The 17,325-nt window shown below is 71.7% G+C and carries 12 protein-coding genes; 5 read left to right on the top strand and 7 right to left on the bottom strand.

Features of this window, described 5'->3' with window-relative positions:
• Nucleotides 1–172: 172 nt before the first annotated feature.
• Both mdoH and ACFO6Q_RS12260 read right to left on the bottom strand, forming a co-directional pair.
• Nucleotides 173–2,692 carry a glucans biosynthesis glucosyltransferase MdoH gene (gene mdoH / locus ACFO6Q_RS12265; RefSeq protein WP_380021389.1) on the bottom strand — a complete coding sequence of 840 codons (2,520 nt, stop codon included), beginning with the start codon at nt 2,690–2,692 and terminating at the stop codon, nt 173–175.
• Nucleotides 2,665–4,197, bottom strand: a complete 1,533-nt coding sequence (locus tag ACFO6Q_RS12260; protein WP_380021388.1) for a glucan biosynthesis protein G — start codon at nt 4,195–4,197, stop codon at nt 2,665–2,667. The genes mdoH and ACFO6Q_RS12260 overlap by 28 nt, the downstream gene beginning before the upstream one ends.
• Nucleotides 4,198–4,363: 166 nt before the next feature.
• Between ACFO6Q_RS12260 and ACFO6Q_RS12255 the strand changes: the two genes are divergently transcribed.
• Nucleotides 4,364–5,053, top strand: coding sequence for a VIT1/CCC1 transporter family protein (locus ACFO6Q_RS12255; protein ID WP_380021387.1), 690 nt, complete (start codon nt 4,364–4,366; stop codon nt 5,051–5,053).
• 3 nt (nt 5,054–5,056) lie between these two features.
• Here ACFO6Q_RS12255 and ACFO6Q_RS12250 read toward each other — a convergent pair whose 3' ends face one another.
• On the bottom strand, nt 5,057–5,329 hold the full coding sequence (locus ACFO6Q_RS12250) for a DUF4242 domain-containing protein (protein WP_380021386.1): 273 nt from the start codon (nt 5,327–5,329) through the stop codon (nt 5,057–5,059).
• A gap of 209 nt (nt 5,330–5,538) precedes the next feature.
• Here ACFO6Q_RS12250 and aqpZ point away from each other — a divergent pair, with 209 nt between their 5' ends.
• Both aqpZ and ACFO6Q_RS12240 read left to right on the top strand, forming a co-directional pair.
• On the top strand, nt 5,539–6,240 hold the full coding sequence (gene aqpZ, locus ACFO6Q_RS12245; RefSeq protein ID WP_380021385.1) for an aquaporin Z: 702 nt from the start codon (nt 5,539–5,541) through the stop codon (nt 6,238–6,240).
• 112 nt (nt 6,241–6,352) lie between these two features.
• Nucleotides 6,353–7,114 carry a DUF2884 family protein gene (locus ACFO6Q_RS12240; protein ID WP_380021384.1) on the top strand — a complete coding sequence of 254 codons (762 nt, stop codon included), beginning with the start codon at nt 6,353–6,355 and terminating at the stop codon, nt 7,112–7,114.
• Between the two features lie 43 nt (nt 7,115–7,157).
• Here ACFO6Q_RS12240 and ACFO6Q_RS12235 read toward each other — a convergent pair whose 3' ends face one another.
• Nucleotides 7,158–9,875 (bottom strand): hypothetical protein, encoded by a 2,718-nt coding sequence (locus ACFO6Q_RS12235; protein WP_380021383.1) that lies wholly within the window; start codon nt 9,873–9,875, stop codon nt 7,158–7,160.
• 106 nt (nt 9,876–9,981) lie between these two features.
• Nucleotides 9,982–12,387, bottom strand: coding sequence for a protein kinase domain-containing protein (locus ACFO6Q_RS12230; protein WP_380021382.1), 2,406 nt, complete (start codon nt 12,385–12,387; stop codon nt 9,982–9,984).
• A 158-nt stretch (nt 12,388–12,545) separates the two neighbouring features.
• Here ACFO6Q_RS12230 and ACFO6Q_RS12225 point away from each other — a divergent pair, with 158 nt between their 5' ends.
• Nucleotides 12,546–13,451, top strand: coding sequence for a diguanylate cyclase (locus ACFO6Q_RS12225; protein WP_380021381.1), 906 nt, complete (start codon nt 12,546–12,548; stop codon nt 13,449–13,451).
• Nucleotides 13,452–13,470: 19 nt separating this feature from the next.
• Here the strand turns inward: ACFO6Q_RS12225 and ACFO6Q_RS12220 are convergent, their stop codons facing one another.
• Nucleotides 13,471–14,103, bottom strand: a complete 633-nt coding sequence (locus ACFO6Q_RS12220; RefSeq protein ID WP_380021380.1) for a glutathione S-transferase family protein — start codon at nt 14,101–14,103, stop codon at nt 13,471–13,473.
• Nucleotides 14,104–14,187: 84 nt separating this feature from the next.
• Between ACFO6Q_RS12220 and ACFO6Q_RS12215 the strand changes: the two genes are divergently transcribed.
• Nucleotides 14,188–15,039 (top strand): mechanosensitive ion channel family protein, encoded by an 852-nt coding sequence (locus tag ACFO6Q_RS12215; RefSeq protein WP_380021379.1) that lies wholly within the window; start codon nt 14,188–14,190, stop codon nt 15,037–15,039.
• Nucleotides 15,040–15,046: 7 nt separating this feature from the next.
• Here the strand turns inward: ACFO6Q_RS12215 and ACFO6Q_RS12210 are convergent, their stop codons facing one another.
• Nucleotides 15,047–17,197 carry a phosphocholine-specific phospholipase C gene (locus ACFO6Q_RS12210; protein WP_380021378.1) on the bottom strand — a complete coding sequence of 717 codons (2,151 nt, stop codon included), beginning with the start codon at nt 17,195–17,197 and terminating at the stop codon, nt 15,047–15,049.
• Between the last annotated feature and the right edge of the window lie 128 nt (nt 17,198–17,325).

The following is a 17,325-nucleotide window of genomic DNA, read 5'->3' as shown; positions in this document are numbered from 1 at the left end:
GATTGGGCCTTGCTCGAAGCTCATCTCTCCCGCGCGCGGGAGAGGTCGCGCCGCAGGCGCGGGTGAGGGATTCGACGTGAAGCGCTTCACTCCGACTCCCTTCGTCGGCCTTCGCCACCCTCCGGCCGCCGGAGAGTGGCCGTCGATCCCGCGGGCGGACGAAGGGACAGCATCAAGCCCGCGCCGCTTCGCCCCGGGCCGCGCGCCGCGGCGGCGGCGCCAGTGGCGCGGCGAGCCAGTCGGAGTGCGCTGCCGGCGAGGACCACACGGCGAAATGCAGACGCGACAGCGCCTGCGCGTCGCGCAGCAGGGCGTTGCGGTCGTTCTCGTCGAGCGCCGCCGGCCCGTCGCGCAAGGCGCGCTCGACGACTTCCGCATGCGTGCGCTGCACCGCCTCGGAGTGCTCGGTGCGCGCGACGTCGGCGGCGCAGGCGATCGCGTTGCGCAGCGGATCGACGACCGCGTCGACGAAGCGCGGCACCGCCGGCGCGTGCTGCACGTAGCGGCGCATGCGGCGCAGCACGCGTGGCGGATGCGATTCTTCCGGGATCAGGAACAGGCGCGCGACACGCGCGCGCCGGCCGAGCGTGACGCGGCTGGAGTACACCGAGATCGGAATCGACAGCGCCATCGCTCCGGCCACCGGCAGCAGCCACCACAGGTAGGCGGGGTTGAGCCGGTACACCAGTCCGAGCCAGGCCAGCCCGAGCACGGTCTGGCCGCCGTGGCGGGCGAAGGCTTCGCGCCAGGTTGTCTGCGCGTCGTCGCGCGGCGGCGACTTCCACTGCACCGCCCAGCCGACCAGGGCGGCGCCGATGAAGCGGGTGTGGAACAGCATGCGGATCGGCGCGAGCAGCGCGGAGAAGACGATCTCCAGCAGCACGCTGACGGCCAGGCGCACGGCGCCGCCGAACGGCCTGGCGTCCTTCAGCGCGATCAGCGCGACGCTGAGGATCTTCGGCAGGAACAGCAAGGTCGCGGTGACGCCGAACAGGCCGATCGCGCGCGCCGGATGCCACTCGGGCCAGAGCGGGAAAAGCTGGTTGGGCGCGGTGAAGTAGGTCGGCTCCGACAGCGTGTGGATGGCCAGCAGCACGGTCGACAGCAGCAGGAACGCAAACCACAGCGGCGCCGACAGGTAGGCCATCACGCCGGTCACGAACACGGCGCGGTGCGCCGGATGCAGGCCCTGCGCGAAGAACAGGCGCGAGTTGATCAGGTTGCCCTGGCACCAGCGGCGGTCGCGCTTGAGCTCGTCGAGCAGGTTCGGCGGCATCTCCTCGTAGCTGCCCGACAGCTCGTAGGCGATCCACACGGCCCAGCCGGCGCGGCGCATCAGCGCCGCTTCGACGAAGTCGTGCGAGAGGATTTCCCGGCCCAGTCCGGCGCCGCCGCCGGGCAGGCGGCCGAGCGCGCAGTGCCGCATGAACGGTGCGACGCGGATGATCGCGTTGTGGCCCCAGTAGTGCGATTCGCCCAGCTGCCAGAAGTGCAGGCCGGTGACGAACAGCGGGCCGTACACGCGCGTGGCGAACTGCTGGATGCGCGAATACAGCGTCTCGCGTCCGGCCGCGCGCGGCGCGGTCTGCACGATGCCGGCGTTCGGGTTCGCCTCCATCAGGCGCACCAGTTCGACCAGGCAGTTGCCGCTCATCACGCTGTCGGCGTCGAGCACCACCATGTAGCGGTAGTCGCGACCCCAGCGGCGGCAGAAGTCGGCGACGTTGCCGCTCTTGCGCTTGATGCGGTGCTGGCGGCGGCGGTAGTAGACGCGCCCGGCCGGCAGCGAGCCCTGCAGGTCGAGCCAGGCCTCGCGCTCGGCGACGCGGATGTCGGCGTCGCTGGAATCGCTGAGCACGAAGAAGTCGAAGCGCTCGATCTCGCCGGTCTGCGCCAGCGAGGCGCAGGTCGCGCGCAGGCCGGCGAACACGCGCGCGACGTCCTCGTTGCAGATCGGCATCACGATCGCGGTGCGCGCCTCGGGCGGGATCGGCCGTCCGGCCATGTGGCGCGCCGAGATCGCGTAGCGGTCGCGGCCGCGCACCAGCAGCACGAAGCCGGCCAGCGCGGTCCAGAAGCCGGCCGAGACCCAGCCGATCAGGATCGCGAACAGCACCAGCACCGCCATCTCCATCGGCTTGGTGCCGTGGTAGGGCAGCACGCCGACCATCGCGCTGGTGGCGAAATACGACTGCGCCAGCACCATGCCGAGCAGCAGCACGCGGCGCACTGTCGCGGCGCGCTGCCAGTCGGCCGGCGCGGGCGGCTCGTCGCGACCGTCGTCGCGGCGCGGCTGTGCCGCGCGCCGGCGGCGCAGCCACGACGGCAGCGCGATCAGGCCCGGCGGCGGCCACAGGCCCGGCGTCATCGAGGCGCGATGCAGCGGCGGCGCCGACAGCAGGCGCAGGCCGCGGCGCGGATCGTCGACGACCACCGCGCGACCGGCGGCGGCGCCGGCCAGCCGCAGCCGCGCGGTCAGCGAGGCCTGCGCCGGGTTCGCCTCGTGCGGCGCGTCGTCGGCCAATGCCTCGTGCAGCCGCGCCATGCCGTCGGCCGGATCGTCGCCGGCGCTTTCGCGCAGCAGCGATTCGCGCCGCGCGGCTGCCAGGCCGAGGCGGTCGAGATAGCGTTCGCGAACATCCGCACCGGCGGATGCGCGACGCTTCACTCCGGCGGCAGCGCGTAGCTCCATGTCTCCGATACCGCATCGCCCTGCTTGAGGTAGGCGCGCAGCTCCACCGGCTTGGCGTCGTCCTTGCGCTGCAGGCGCAGGCTGAGGCGCCAGCCGTCGCCGTCCGCGCCGGGCTTGAGGCTGTGCTGCAGCACCTGCGCGTTCGCGTCGGCGTCGACCACCGCCTCGACCTCGCCGCGCGCGTCGGCGGCGAGCGGCCCGGCGTAGTCGACGACGAAGCCGATCGAATGATCGTCCGGGTGTGCGCCGCGCGCGCCGCGCCGCGTCTGCACCACGCGCGCGAACGGCGGCTGCGTGGCGGCGTCCTTCTGCCAGTGCACGCGGTATTTCAGCTCGATCGTCTGCCCGGCCGCGGTCGCCGCCGCCGGCACCCAGTAGGCGACGACGTTGTCGTTGGTCTCGCTCGGCGCGGGAATCATCACCAGCTCGACGCGGCCCTCGCCCCAGTCGCCGAGCGGCTCGACCCAGGCGCTCGGATGCAGGTCGTAGCGCGTGTGCAGGTCCTCGTAGCGCTCGAAGCGGCGCGCGCGCTGCATCAGGCCGAAGCCGCGCGGATCGGTCTGCGCGAAGGAGGTGACGAGCAGCCGCTTGGGATTGAGCAGCGGCCGCCAGATCCATTCGCCGTTGGCCGAGCGCAGCGACAGCCCGTCGGAATCGTGCACCTCGGGCCGGTAGTCGTCGCCGCCCGCCGCGCGCTGGTGGGCGCCGCGGAAGTACATGCTGGTCAGCGGCGCGAGGCCGAGCTTGTCGATGCGTTCGCGCAGGTGGATGCGCGCCTGGACCTCGACCACGGTCTCCACGCCCGGCTCGATCGCGAAGCGGTAGGCGCCGGTGGCACGCGGCGAGTCGAGCAGGCCGTAGGCGACGAGCTGGCCGGTGTCGGGCTTGGGCTGCTCGATCCAGAATTCGACGAAGCGCGGGAACTCCTCGCCGGAGGCCTGCGCGGTGTCGATCGCCAGCCCGCGCGCGGACAGCCCGTACAGCTGCCCCTTGCCGATCGCGCGGAAATAGCTGGCGCCGAGGAACGAGACGAATTCGTCGCGGCTGCCGGGCAGGTTCAGCGCGGTCGTCGCGCGGAAGCCGGCGTAGCCCAGGTCCTGCAAGGCGGCCGCATCGATGCGCGCCGGGCCCGGATCGAACTGCGCCGGATCCAGGCGCAGGTCGCGCACGCCGCGCCGGGCGATTTCGTGCAGCACGACGGGGCGGTCGAAGGCCCAGCCCTGCGGGAAGAACTCCAGCGCGAACGGCAGCGGCGGCTTGGCGTCGCGCCACAGCGCGGCCTCCGGCCGGAAGACGATCGCCTGGTAGCCGTCGTGGTCGAGCCGCTGCAGTGCGCCGGGCAGGTCGGGGGCGGTGTCGCTGAACGCGGCCGCCGCGCGCTGCCGGGCCAGCGCGTCGACCTCTTTCAGGCCGAACCCGGCGGCTGCGGCGGACTGCAGCGCGCACGCCGCGCCCAGCCCGAGCAGCAGGCGCGGCAACGAGGATGTCGCGGATTGTGACGGCATCGGGAATCGATCGCGGGAGGAAACCCGATGCTACGATTGCGGATGTTCACATCGCGCAAAGTCACCGCGGCCGAATGTGACCGGCGTCAGGAATCGGCCTGCAGGAATCGGTCCTCAAGAATCGGCCCTCAAAACCGGCCCTCAAAAACCGGCCCCGAGCATCGGCATGCCCAGGCATCCCCGTGAAATCCATCGCACGAACCGCGTCGGCTGGCTGCGTGCAGCCGTGCTCGGCGCCAACGACGGCATCGTCTCGACCGCCAGCCTGATCGTCGGCTTCGCCGCGGCCGGTTCGGAACGGCACGCGATCCTGCTCGCCGGCGTCGCCGGGCTGGTCGGCGGCGCGCTGTCGATGGCGGCGGGGGAATTCGTCTCGGTCAGTTCGCAGGCGGACGCCGAGAACGCGGACCTCGCGATCGAGCGTGGCGAACTGGCGCAGTATCCGGACGGCGAGCTGCGCGAGCTGACCGGCATCTACGTCAGGCGCGGGCTGGAACCGGAGCTCGCCCGCCGCGTCGCCGAGCAGCTGACCGCGCACGACGCGCTCGGCGCGCACGCGCGCGACGAACTGGGCATCACGCACGAGCTGCGCGCGCGTCCGCTGCAGGCCGCGGGCGCGTCGGCGGCGGCGTTCGCCAGCGGCGCCGCGTGGCCGCTGCTGATCACCGCGCTGGCGCCGCTGGCCACGCTCGCATCGATCGTGACGGCCGCGTGGCTGCTCGCGCTCGCCGCGCTCGGCGCGAAGGTCGCGCGCGCCGGCGGCGCGCCGACGCTGCGCGGCGCGACGCGCGTGGTCGCCTGGAGCGCGCTGGCGATGGCGGCCACCGCCGGCATCGGACGCCTGTTCGGCGTCTGACGGCTACTCCGAGGTGGTCGGATCGATCACCGTGCGTACGCGCGCGATGCTGTTCGCCGGGAAGCCGCCCTGCGCGGCGTGCTCGCGCACGCTGGCCTCGTCCGGCGCGATGTAGACGCAATAGATCTTGTCGTCGGTGACGTAGCTCTGCAGCCACTGCACCTGCGGTCCCATCGCTTGCAGCACGCTGCAGGATTTCTGCGAGATCGCCTGCAGCTCCTGCGGCGTCAGCTGGCCGGCTCCGGGGATCTCGCGCTCGATCACGTACTTGGGCATGGCGCACCTCGTCTGGACGGGAACGGGCATTGTGGGCCGTTCGGACCGCCGCGGCCACCGCCGTCGCGCGGCGCGCGGCGTGACCGTTTGTTGCGATGTTCACGCTCGCTTGTCGTCCGATCGACGTAGGATGCGCCGCACGCGGCGGCGAAGGGGGCTGCGACGCTGCGCGCGGCATTCCTTCGAAATGACCAACGGGAGATGAGACGATGTCGATCGGCAAGCGGTTGGGTGCGGAATTCTTCGGTACGTTCTGGCTCGTGCTCGGCGGCTGCGGCAGCGCGGTGCTCGCCGCGGCGGTGCCCACGCTCGGCATCGGCTTCGCCGGCGTGGCGCTCGCCTTCGGCCTGACCGTGCTGACCATGGCCTACGCGGTGGGCCACGTTTCGGGCGGCCATTTCAATCCGGCGGTGTCGGTCGGCCTGGTCGCCGGCGGACGCTTTCCGGCCAAGGACCTGATCCCGTACATCATCGCGCAGGTGATCGGCGCGATCGCGGCGGCCGGCGTGCTGTACCTGATCGCCAGCGGCAAGCCGGGTTTCGAGGTCGGCGGCTTCGCCTCGAACGGCTACGGCGAGCTGTCGCCGGGCGGCTATTCGCTGCAGGCGGCGCTGATCTGCGAGGTCGTGCTGACCTTCTTCTTCGTGTTCATCATCATGGGCTCCACGCATGGCCGCGCGCCGACCGGCTTCGCGCCGATCGCGATCGGCTTCGCGCTGACCCTGATCCACCTGATCAGCATCCCGGTCACCAACACCTCGGTGAATCCGGCGCGCTCCACCGGCGTGGCGCTGTTCGCCAGCACCGGCGCGCTGTCGCAGCTGTGGCTGTTCTGGCTGGCGCCGATCGTCGGCGGCGCGCTCGGCGGCCTGGCCTACCGCGCGCTGATCGCGCCGAACGACCGCCAGTGAGACCATGACCTTCGGCACCGTGCCGTGCGTTGGGTGACGCCCGGCACGCGTGCCGCTTAAACGCTTGCGCGATTCTCCGCATCGAAGCGAGGCATTCGATAGGAGGATCGCCATGCAACGCCTGTTTCTCGCCGTCGCCCTGAGCCTGGCCGGTGCCGGCGCAGCCCGCGCGGACATCGACATCCACAATTCCGACTGCGGCCTGCACAGCGACTACTCGCTGACCATCGGCAAGGCCGACCTGCGCTTCCAGCGCGACAAGGGCACGCCGGCCGAGGTCGTCATCGCCGACGGCTCGCTGCGCGTCGACGGCCGCAGCGTCGACGTCGGCGCGGCCGACCGCCAGCGCCTGATCGACATCGAGCGCGGCGTGCGCGACGCCGTGCCCGAGGTGAAGGCGGTCGCGCGCGAGGCGATCGCCATCGCGCTCGACGCGGTCACCGAAGTCTCCGCCGCGTTCGCCAGGGACCCGCAGTCCGCACGCGCCAGCGCGGAACGCCTGGCGCGCGCCGGCCACGAACTCGACCAGCGCCTGGCCGACAACGACCGCTTCAGCGAATGGAACGACGGCGACATCGACCGCCTCGCCGAGACGATCGCCACCACCCTGGCCAGCGAAATCGTCGGAAACGTCGCCGGGCAGGCCATCGCGGTCGCGTTCAGCGGCGACGAGAAGGCCGCCGCGGAGCTGGAAGCGCGCGCGGACGGCATCGAGGAGAAGGTCGAGCGCGCGGTCGAGCGCCGCAGCAAGGATCTCGAGCGCCGCGCCGAAGGCCTGTGCCCGCGCCTGCGCACGCTGGCCAGGATCGAATCCGAACTCGACGTGCGGCTGGCCGACGGCCGACGGCTCGATCTGGTCCGCCTGGATCCGTAACCCGTCGGCGACCGGTGCGTCCGCTCGCGCGCCGCCGTCGACCTCAAGCCGGCGGGCCGTCGAAGCCGTCCTCGAACAGCGTGTCGTCGGCGCTGCAGCTGGTGCCGGCCGACAGCAGCACGTCGTCGAGCCAGTAGCCCGGCGCGCCGTTGGAGTTGTCCGTGCCCAGGCGCCAGCGCAGGGACACGCTGCGGCCGCCGAAGTCGGCCATGTCGACGACGACGCGCACGAAGCCGCCGCTGTCGCCGCTCCAGGCGCGGCGGCCGCCGATCGGGTTGTCGTATGCGGTGCTGAGGGTCGAGTCGTAACCTCCGCTCGTGAGGCGGTCCGGATTGGCCGGAACGTCGCCGCTGGCGGCGAGGATGTCGACCCAGGTGCTGCCGTCGAGCGAGTATTCCAGCACGGCGCCGTCGTAGGTCGATTCGGTGTCGTAGGAGTGCCAGAACTCGAGCGTCGCGCCGGGGCCGACCGCGATCGCCGCGGCGGTCGCCAGGCGGTGGTCGCCGACGTCGTCGCCGTCCGGTGCGTGCCACGAATGCGTCGGCGAATGGCTCTGGTCGGTGACCTGCGCGAAATTCGCGCCGGCGCCGCTGCCGCCCGCGCTCCAGTTGCCGGTGCCGCCTTCCATGTCGTCGCCGAACGAGACCGCCGGCGGGCCGCCCGCAATCGCCGCCAGCTCGACCGTGTTGGCGTCTTCGTTGCCCTCGTTGCACGCGCCGGCGCCGTTGGCGGTGTCGTCCTCGGCGCGCGCCACGTAGTAGTAGCGCGTGCCGCTGGCGACGGTGGCGTCGTGATAGCCGGTGCCGGTGACGCAGCTGGCGATGCGGCTGCCCGCGTCGGGCGTGAAGCCGGGCGTGGTCGAGCGGAACAGGCTGTACTTCAGCGCGCCGCTGCCGCAGCGGTTGCTGCCTTCGCTCCAGGCGAGGTCGACGCCGCAGGTCTTTTCCGCGCTGCTCGCCGCGCCGGTGAGGCCGGCGAAGTCCGGGGCCAGCGTGCACACGCCGGTGGCGGTGGCGGCGCTGCACCCGCTGTGCGCCGACTCGCAGCTCTGCGCGCTGCCGAACGAGGTCACCGCATAGGAATAGGTGGCGCCGCCGGAGACGCCGCCGTCGACGTAGCTGGTGCCGCTGACGTTGCCGGCGATCAGCTGCCAGTTGCTGCCCGGGCAGGCGCCGTCGCCGCGGTAGACGCGGTAGCTGTCCGCACCGGTGATCGCATCCCAGCTCACGGTGACCTGGTTCGCGGCGGTGGCGGTGGCGACGACGTTGGTCGGCACCGGCGGTGCGGTGCAGGCGTTGCGGCCGTCCATCGTCAGCGCGCCGGTGCTGCCCGGATCGAGCCAGTCCTTCAGGCGCGAGGTCGCCGAGCCGCCGCCTTCCCACGAAATCGAAATGCGGCCGTAGACGTCGGACAGGTTGTCGCCGGTCTGGCCGCAGCTGGAGGGGCCGCCGTGCAGCTGGCCGATGAAGCGGCGCTGCGCGTTGTACAGCGGCGAGCCGGACGAGCCGCCCTCGGTGACCTGCGGCGGAATCGTCAGCGTGGGATCGGGCGGAAACACCGGCGTCGGGTCCCAGTGCACCCAGGTGTGCGTGCGGTTGCCCGGTACCGGCGGAACCGAATTGCCGCCGTAGCCGGACGAGACGGTGTTCTCCTCGGCGAAGGTGATGCGCTTGTCGGCCACGCTGGGATGATGGATCGCCGCGCACAGGCTGTCGGCCGAGCAGGCGGTGTCGCCGTGCTCCGGACCGCCGGGATCGGAGTACGGCGTGCGGTCCCAGCCGGCCCAGAACTGGCCGAAGGCCTGCGGCACCTCGCCGTCGAGTTCGAGCAGGGTGAAATCCGAGCCGGCGTAGGTCGCGCGCAGGGTCGCGCCGGAGAGGGTCTGGTCGAGCGGGCCGTCGCCGGGCTGGCCGCTGGCCGCGCTGCCCGGCACGCGGCAGGTGGTGTTGTCGTAGTTCCAGTAGGTGACGACCGTGTCCGCCTCGCTCTGGCTGGCCAGGCAGTGATTGGCCGTCATGAAGTACAGCTTGGTGTCCTGCGCCGTGTTGTTGACCAGCGAGCCGGTGCAGTGGCGGCTGCCGTTGAGCGTGTAGGCGGCGACGGCGCGCACGTTGTCCTGCCAGGGATCGGCGGCGAGCAGGCACTTCACGTCCATGTTGCACGAGCCGGAGCTGTCCGGCGGCAGGCCGCCCTTGCCGCCCTTCCCGCTGCCGAAGCCGCGGTAGCCCTGGCCGACCTGGCCGATCTCCAGTTCCAGCGCGGCCACTTCGGCGGCCGGGATGGTCAGCTCGACGACGACTTCGGGCGCCGTCACGACCGGCGTCCAGTACTGGCGCGAGGGCGTGTTGTTGCTCGCCGTGACCGGGCCGTGCACGAGCTTGCCGTCCGGCGAATGGATCAGCAGGCGCGCGTGCGGCGGCAGGCGGAAGCGTGTGAAACCGAGATTGAGCGACAGCGCATCGGGCGTCTTGACGACGTAGCGCCACAGTTTGGTGTTCGCGTCGACGTCTTCCCAGGTGCCGTCGCGCGCGGGCGTCACGTGCATCTTGCGCGGGATCGCGAAGCGCGGCGGCTTGCCGAGGCTTTCGTCGGCGGCGTCCTCGACGCGGATCGCGGCGAGATCGAGCGCGGGCAGTTGAACCGAATCCACGCGTGCGAGTGGCTTGACGCGTGCGGTGAATGCGGTCGGCACCGGAGCGGCGGCGAGCGCCGCGCCCAGCCATCCGACGGCGAGCAGCGAGACGAACCAGCGACTGGTCATGAGCGTTCCCCGAGAGACGGACGTTTCCCCCCGCCGCGCGGTTATGCGCCTGCGTCCCGGTGGCGTCAACCGCCGCGCGGCCGATCCGTGCGGTGCGCCTCGGGCCTCAGCCGGGGCCGGCCGCGGCGCTGCCCGACGGTGCCCTGCGCGCCTGCCAGAGCGCCAGCTGGTCGGGCTTGTGCCAGGCTTCGTACAGCTCGATGCCGGTCTCGACCACTTCCTGCGTGCGCGGATGCAGCGGACCGTATTCCTTCGAGGTGCTGAACGCCGACCACGCCTGCGCCAGTTCGCGCTCGGCCTGCGCGTAGTGCTGCGTGCGGATCAGCACCGTCGCCAGTTCCTTGCGGAAGATCGCGCCCATCGGATTGTCGCCGAATGCGACCGTGGCGTTCTGGCTCGCCGCGCGCGCGTGCGTCAGCGCCGCGTCCAGTTCGCCGGCGTCGCGCAGCAGGTTGGCGAGGTTGCTTTCGGCGATGACGTTCGACGGACTGGTCGGGCCGGACAGCTTGAGTGACAGCTCGAACGCGCGCTCGTAGTACGGCCGCGCCTCCTCGTTGCGTCCCTGCTGGCGGATCGCGCCGCCCAGGTTGCTGACGAAGCGCAGCGTGGTCGGGTGATCGGCGCCGAACACGCGCTCGGCGATCGGCAGCTGCGGCGCGAGCAGTTTTTCCGCCTCGGCGAAGTGCTTCTGTTCCAGCTCGAGCACCGCCAGGCCGTTGATCGCCGATAGCGTCTTGGAATGCTCCTGGCCGTAGCGCGCGCGGCGCTGCGCGACCAGCGTCTCGTAGAGCGGGCGCGCCTCGTCGAAGCGCGCCATGGTGGAGGCGGTGATGGCCAGTCCGCCGACGCTTTCGAGCGTGTCCTCGTCGTCTTCGCCGAACTGCTCGCGCTGCAGGGCGAGCACGCGCAGGTAGCGCTCGCGGCTCGCCTCGAGCTTGCCGGCGTCGCATTCGAGCCCGGCCAGGTGGCTCTCCACGTACAGGCGGTCGCGGTCGTCCGGCGGCAGCGCGGCGACCAGCGCCAGCGCTTCCTCGCCGCGCTGCAGGGCTTCCTGCGCCTTGCCCTGGTTGTCGACGTTCTCGGCGTTGCGCATGACCAGGCGCGCGATCTGCGCCACCGGCAGGCCGGCGGCGCGGCTGCTGTCGATCGCCGCCTCGTAGTGCCGGCCGGCGAGGTCGAGTTCGCCCAGCGAGGCGTAGCTGCCGGCGATCGTGCGCTCGATCTCGGCGCGCACCGCGGGCTGCGCGGCGAGTTCGCGCGCGGCGCGCTCGGCGGCCGAGTCGAGCACCAGCCGCATCAGGCTGCGATCCATGCTGCGCGCGCGATCCGGATCGATGCCGGCCAGCATCTCGCGCACGAAGCCGGCGACCTGGGTCGCCTTGGCCGCCTCGACCTGGGCCACCGCGGCGGCGCGGCGCGCGCGCAGCAGGCCGTCGAAGGCCAGCGCGCTGCCGACCAGCAGGGCCAGCGCCGCCAGCGTGCCGGCGGCGAAGCCGAGCCGGTGCCGCGCGGCGAACGTGCGCAGCAGGTACCAGCCCGTGCGCCGCATCGCCTGCAGCGGGCGGCGCTCGCGGAAGCGCTCGACGTCGTCGGCGAGCGCGGCGGCGGAGTCGTAGCGGTCGTTGCGGTCGTGCGCGAGCGTCTTGCGCAGCACGGCGCGCAGTTCGGCCGGCAGGCGGCGCGTGGCCTGGCGCAGCGCCGCCTCCGCCACGGCGGGCGCGTCGGCATCGCCGGCGCCGCTGTCGAGCGCGGCCAGCAGCGTGCGGTGCGGCGCGCGCTCGGAGCGGTGCGCGGCCGAGGTCAGTTCGGCGGCGTCGGAATCGGTCAGCACCTCGTACAGCATCACGCCGAGCGAGTACACGTCGCTGCGCGTGTCGAGCGGCCGCTGCTCCTGCGAAGCCTGCTCCGGGCTCATGTAGACGGCGGTGCCGGCGCGGTCGCCGACCGCGTCGCCGCCGATGGCGATGCCGAAATCGATGATCTTCGGCATCGGTTCGCCGTCGACGCGGCGCACCAGCACGTTGGCCGGCTTCAGGTCGCGATGCAGGATGCTTTTCTGGTGCGCGTGCTGCACGCCGCGGCACACCCGCGCGAACAGCGCCAGGCGCTGGTCGAGATCGAGCCGCTCGCTGCGGCAGAAGCGCGTGATCGCCACGCCCTCGACGACTTCCATGGCCAGATACAGGTGGCCGTCCTCGCTGGAGCCCGCGTCGAACACCTGGGCGATGGCCGGATGCTGCATCTGCGCCAGCGCCTGGCGCTCGACCTCGAAATAGGCGCGCGCCAGCGGGCTGGCGATCTGCTCGCGGATCAGCTTCAGGGCCACCTCGCGGCGCACCGGCCGCACCTGCTCGGCGAGATAGACGCAGCCCATGCCGCCTTCCCCGAGCAGGCGGCGCAGCACGTAGGCCCCGAAGCGCGTGCCGGCGGCGAAGGGGGCTGCCGCGTCGGCGGTACGCGGGAGCGACTGGATTTCGGTAGCCTCGTCCGACGAGGCGTCGCTGGCTTGCATGGCGGCGGCCCCTGTTCCGCTGCGGTCCCTGCGCACGCTTAAAATGTGAACTGGCTCACAAAGTATAAGCGCTTTTGGTGCGCCGCGCCGAGCGAAAACCGGGCGCCCCGGCGCGCTAGACTTTGCAGCGCAACAAATCCGACCGGCTGTCCCCAGGCATGATCCGACGAGATCGCGATTCCACCACCACGCAGCGGCGCACCCTGCATCCGGCGAAGGTGGGTGACGGGCACGACGAATCCGCGTCCCTGGTCGTGCTGCAGGGGCAGCGGCTGGGCCAGCGCGTCGACGTCGCCGCGGCGCCGGTGACGATCGGGCGCGCGCCCGAGTGCGAATTCCAGATCGTCGACCGCAGCGTCTCGCGCCAGCACGCGCGGATCTGGCGCGAGCCGTCCGGCTACCGCATCAAGGATCTGGATTCGACCAACAAGACCCTGCTGAACGACCAGCCGATCATCGAGGCCGAGCTGAAGGACGGCGACCACATCTCCATCGGCGCCTGCGTGCTGAAGTTCATGGACCGTTCCTCGGTCGAGGCGCGCTACCACGACGAGATCTACCAGCTGGCGACGATGGATCCGCTGACCGGCCTGTACAACCGGCGCCATTTCCTCGAGCTGCTCGACCGCGAGCTGGCGCGCAGCGCCAGCCACGCGCGCCCGCTGGCGCTGCTGATCGTCGACCTCGACCATTTCAAGTCGATCAACGACCGCCACGGCCATCCGGCCGGCGACGTCGTGCTGCGCCAGGTGTCCGCCGCGCTCGACGCGTGCATGCGCGACGACGCCATCCTCGCGCGCATCGGCGGTGAGGAGTTCGCCGCGATCCTGCCCGAGCACGGCATCGAGGCGGCGACCGAATTCGCGCGGCGGCTGTGCGGCGCGGTCGCCGCGCTCACGCTCGATGCGCAGGCCGGCACGCGCCGCGTGACGGTCAGCATCGGCGTGGCCAACTGGCGCGCCGGCATGGCCCTGGTCGGCGACCTGATGCGCGCCGCCGACGCGCAGCTCTATCGCGCCAAGCAGAGCGGCCGCAACCGCGTCTGCTCCGAAGCCGTTTCCTGAGAGTCCGCCGGCGTCGCGCTCAGACCCACTCGGTCAGGCCTTCGATCTCGTACAGGCGCCGCCAGCTCGGCCGCGCGCGGACGCGGTCGGCCAGCGCGGCGACCGCCGGCCACGCGGTGGCGGGCTTGGGCATGTTGCGCGACCAGCGCATCAGCATCGTCGCGTAGAGGTCGGCGACGCCGAACGATTCGCCGAGCAGATACGGGCCGCCGGCGGACAGGTGCGCGTCGAGCCGTTGCCAGACCGCCTCGATGCGCCGGCGCGCGAACGCCTTGGAGTCCTGCTCGTGCTCGGTGCGCGCGAAATCCTGCGGATAGAACCACTGGCGGAACGCCGGCTGCAGCGTGTTGGCGAAGTGCGCCATCCACTGCAGCCAGGTGGCGCGCTGCGGCGCGCCCGGCGCCGGCGCCAGCGCGGCTTCGGGATGGCGTTCGGCCAGCAGCATCAGCAGGGCGAGGCATTCGTAGTACGGCGCGCCGTCGACGACCAGGGTCGGCACGGTGCCGTTCGGGTTCAGGCGCAGGTAATCGGCCTGCTTCTGCTCGCCGGCGTCGATGTCGATGCGGCGCAGCTCGTGCGGCGCGCCGATTTCCAGCAGGGCGAGATGCACGGCCATGCTGGCCGTGCCGGGCGAGTAGTAGAGGATGTACATGCGGATTCTCGGCGGAGGAAGGGCGCTGCGCGATGCGGGCCGGGCTTGGTAGCCTAGGTCTCTCGTCGCTGTGCGGAGGATGCAATGGTCGAATGGCTGCGCGGATTCTACGCATCGTCGGGCGCGCGCGCGCTCGCCGACACGATGTTCGGCTGGAGCGGCAAGCTGCTGGTCGCGCTGCTCATCCTGCTGGTCGGCTGGTGGTTCGCGCGGCGCATGTCCGCCGGCCTGCAGCGCATGCTGCTGCGCGGCGGCGCCGATCCGCTGCTGGGCAACTTCCTGCGCAATCTCGCCTTCGTGCTGCTGCTCGCGCTGGTGGTGGTCGGCGCGCTCGACCGCGCCGGCGTGCCGACCGCCTCGCTGCTCGCCGCGCTCGGCGCCGCCGGCCTGGCGATCGGTCTCGCGCTGCAGGGCTCGCTGTCCAACCTCGCCGCCGGCGTGCTGCTGATGGCGTTCCGGCCGTTCCGCGTCGGCGATTCGATCGAGGTCGGCGCGATCTCCGGCGTGGTGCAGAGCGTGAGCCTGATGCAGACCTTCCTGCTCACCGGCGACAACCGCGAGGTGATCCTGCCCAACGCGAAGGTCGCCGGCGACGTGATCGTCAACGTCAACGCGCGCGGCACGCGGCGCGTGGACCTGGCCGTCGGCATCGGGCACGACGCCGACGTCGGCCGGGCGATCGACCTGCTGCGCGAAGTCGCCGCCGCCGACGCGCGCGTGCTGGCGCAGCCGGCGACCGAGGCCGCGGTGGTGCAGCTGGCCGAATCGGGCGTGCAGCTCGCCCTGCGCGCGTGGACCAGGTCCGGCGACTACGGCGGCGTGCAGTCGGACCTGCTGCGCACGATCAAGCAGCGCTTCGACGCCGAGGGCGTCGCCCTGGCGCGGCCGTCGCGCGAGGTCGTGCTGCGCGAAGTGGTGCCGGCCGAGCCGCGCTGACGCGGCGTCAGAGCGGGGCGCTGTCGAAGCCGTCGCCGAACACGCGGTCGTCGGCGCCGCCGAAGGCCGGATCGCTGGTGCTCGGCGCGCCGTTCTCGACGTGGCCGGCCAGGCGCCGCTGCCAGCCGGCGTCGTGGTCCGAGTCGATGGTCAGGTCGTACCAGTTCGCGCTGGCGGCGATCGGCCAGCTCAGCTGCGCGGTCTGGCCGGCGGCGACCGCGACGGTGCGCGGCGCCGGATCGGCATAGTGGTTGGCGCGCAGGGTCAACACGCAGTCGGCGCTGCCGTGGTTGGTCAGGTGCAGCACGAGTGCGCCGGCGCCCGCGTCGTGGCTCGAGGCGACTTCCGGATGGGCGCGTTCGCCCGCGAGATCGCGCACGTCGCCGGCGAACTCGCGCAGGAAGCCGTTCGGGCCGAACACCGACAGCGCGTACAGGTTGCGCGTGACTGCGGCGGCGCTCCAGTAATCCGACACCTGCGTGCCGGCGGCGGTCGTGTACGTCCACGGTCCGTCCGAGCGGTTGCCGGCGTAGACGTGGAAGCAGGCGCCGGCGGCGCCGGTGTTGGCGAAGTCGAGCCAGTAGCGGCCGTCGCCGTCGCCGATGCGGCCGGTCACGTCGAACGCATAGGGCAGCGCGCGCGCGGGGCGCACGCCCGTTTCCTGTTCCGGCATGACCGGATCGGCCGGCGGCAGCGGACTGAAATCGTCGTGGCGGTCCTGGTCCGGCGGCAGATAGCCGTCGGTCGGCGGAAGCATCGGCAGGCCGGCGTTGGGATCGGCGAAGTTGAAGGCGGAGGTCAGGTCGCCGCAGACCGCGCGGCGCCACGGTGTGATGTTGGTCTCGACGAGGTTCGGATAGTCCTCGCCGAAGCGCGCCTCGATGAAGCGGATCAGCGAGGTGTGATCGAACGTCTCCGAGCAGACCCAGCCGCCGCGCGTCCACGGCGACACCACGATCATCGGCACGCGGTTGCCGAGCCCGTACGGATTGGCGCCGTAGGCGAGCGAGCCGGCGAAGAACTCGTCGCGCGTGTCGACCGTCGACAGGCCGACCGAACTCGACCACGGCGCGAACGGCGGCGGCACGTGGTCGAAGAAGCCGTCGTTCTCGTCGTAGGTGATGAACAGCGCGGTCTTGCTCCACAGCTCCGGATTGGAGGTCAGGATGTCGAGCACCTGCGCGACGTACCAGGCGCCGTAGTTGGCCGGCCAGTTGGAGTGCTCGGAATAGGCTTCCGGCGCGACGATCCACGACACCTGCGGCAAGGTGCCGTTCTGCACGTCGGCGCGCAGCACGTCGAAGTAGTCGCCGGCCTCGAGCACGTTGGTGCCGGTGCGCGCTTTTTCGTACAGCGCGTCGCCCGGCTGCGCGTTGCGGTACTGGTTGAAGTACAGCAGCGAGTTGTCGCCGTAGTTGCCGATGAACGGGTCCTGCGTCCAGCCCCAGGAACCGCCGGCGTCGAGGCCTTCGCCGACGTCCTGGTAGATCTTCCACGACACGCCGGCCGCTTCGAGGCGCTCGGGATAGGTGCTCCAGCCGTAGCCGAGTTCGGAGTTGTCCACCACCGGTCCGCCGCCGTTGCCGTCGTTGCCGACCCAGCCGGTCCACAGGTGGTAGCGGTTCGGGTCGGTCGAGCCGAGCAGGGAGCAGTGGTAGGCGTCGCAGATCGTGAAGGCGTCGGCCAGCGCGTAGTGGAACGGGATGTCCTCGCGCGTGAAGTAGGCCATCGTGGTGGTGCCCTTGTGCGCGATCCACTGGTCGTAGACGCCGCGGTTCCACGCGCCGTGCGAGTCGGGCCAGTTGTGCGGCGTGCCTTCCATGTACTGCAGGCCGAGATCGCCGGCTTCCGGGCGGAACGGCAGCACGTGGCCGAAGCCGTTCGGCTGCTGCCACACCGGTGCGCCGCCGGGCAGGCGGATCGCGCGCGGATCGCCGAAGCCGCGCACGCCGCGCAGGCTGCCGAAGTAGTGGTCGAAGGAGCGGTTCTCCTGCATCAGCACCACGATGTGCTCGATGTCGCGGATCGTGCCGGTGGCGTTGTTGGCGGGCAGGGCGAGCGCCTTGCGGATCACGCCGGGAAGCAGGCTGGCGGCGGTGGCGCTGCCGATCGAGGCGGCGGCCAGGCGCAGGAAATCGCGGCGGCTCTGGGACTGCATGACGCGCTCCGTGCGATCCGCAGGGGGTCGGATCGGGCGGGCGCAGCTTCGGTGCGCGCAATGACGGTGCCGCGAACCGGGCGTGACGGTTCACTTGCAGAGGGCTAACAGTTGGATGACGCAGCGGT

The sequence above is a fragment of the Dokdonella ginsengisoli genome (genome assembly GCF_042652785.1).
Lineage (GTDB): Bacteria > Pseudomonadota > Gammaproteobacteria > Xanthomonadales > Rhodanobacteraceae > Dokdonella_A > Dokdonella_A ginsengisoli.
This window is presented reverse-complemented; position numbering and strand designations above follow the sequence as displayed.

What these genes read in the sequence shown, in the direction of transcription:
- ACFO6Q_RS12225 (WP_380021381.1), top strand. Translation starts at nt 12,546, where the DNA reads ATGATCCGACGAGATCGCGATTCCACCACCACGCAGCGGCGCACCCTG.
- ACFO6Q_RS12255 (WP_380021387.1), top strand. Translation starts at nt 4,364, where the DNA reads ATGCCCAGGCATCCCCGTGAAATCCATCGCACGAACCGCGTCGGCTGG.
- ACFO6Q_RS12215 (WP_380021379.1), top strand. Translation starts at nt 14,188, where the DNA reads ATGGTCGAATGGCTGCGCGGATTCTACGCATCGTCGGGCGCGCGCGCG.
- aqpZ (WP_380021385.1), top strand. Translation starts at nt 5,539, where the DNA reads ATGTCGATCGGCAAGCGGTTGGGTGCGGAATTCTTCGGTACGTTCTGG.
- ACFO6Q_RS12235 (WP_380021383.1), bottom strand. Translation starts at nt 9,875, where the DNA reads ATGACCAGTCGCTGGTTCGTCTCGCTGCTCGCCGTCGGATGGCTGGGC.
- ACFO6Q_RS12240 (WP_380021384.1), top strand. Translation starts at nt 6,353, where the DNA reads ATGCAACGCCTGTTTCTCGCCGTCGCCCTGAGCCTGGCCGGTGCCGGC.
- ACFO6Q_RS12260 (WP_380021388.1), bottom strand. Translation starts at nt 4,197, where the DNA reads ATGCCGTCACAATCCGCGACATCCTCGTTGCCGCGCCTGCTGCTCGGG.
- ACFO6Q_RS12220 (WP_380021380.1), bottom strand. Translation starts at nt 14,103, where the DNA reads ATGTACATCCTCTACTACTCGCCCGGCACGGCCAGCATGGCCGTGCAT.
- ACFO6Q_RS12250 (WP_380021386.1), bottom strand. Translation starts at nt 5,329, where the DNA reads ATGCCCAAGTACGTGATCGAGCGCGAGATCCCCGGAGCCGGCCAGCTG.
- mdoH (WP_380021389.1), bottom strand. Translation starts at nt 2,692, where the DNA reads ATGGAGCTACGCGCTGCCGCCGGAGTGAAGCGTCGCGCATCCGCCGGT.
- ACFO6Q_RS12210 (WP_380021378.1), bottom strand. Translation starts at nt 17,197, where the DNA reads ATGCAGTCCCAGAGCCGCCGCGATTTCCTGCGCCTGGCCGCCGCCTCG.
- ACFO6Q_RS12230 (WP_380021382.1), bottom strand. Translation starts at nt 12,387, where the DNA reads ATGCAAGCCAGCGACGCCTCGTCGGACGAGGCTACCGAAATCCAGTCG.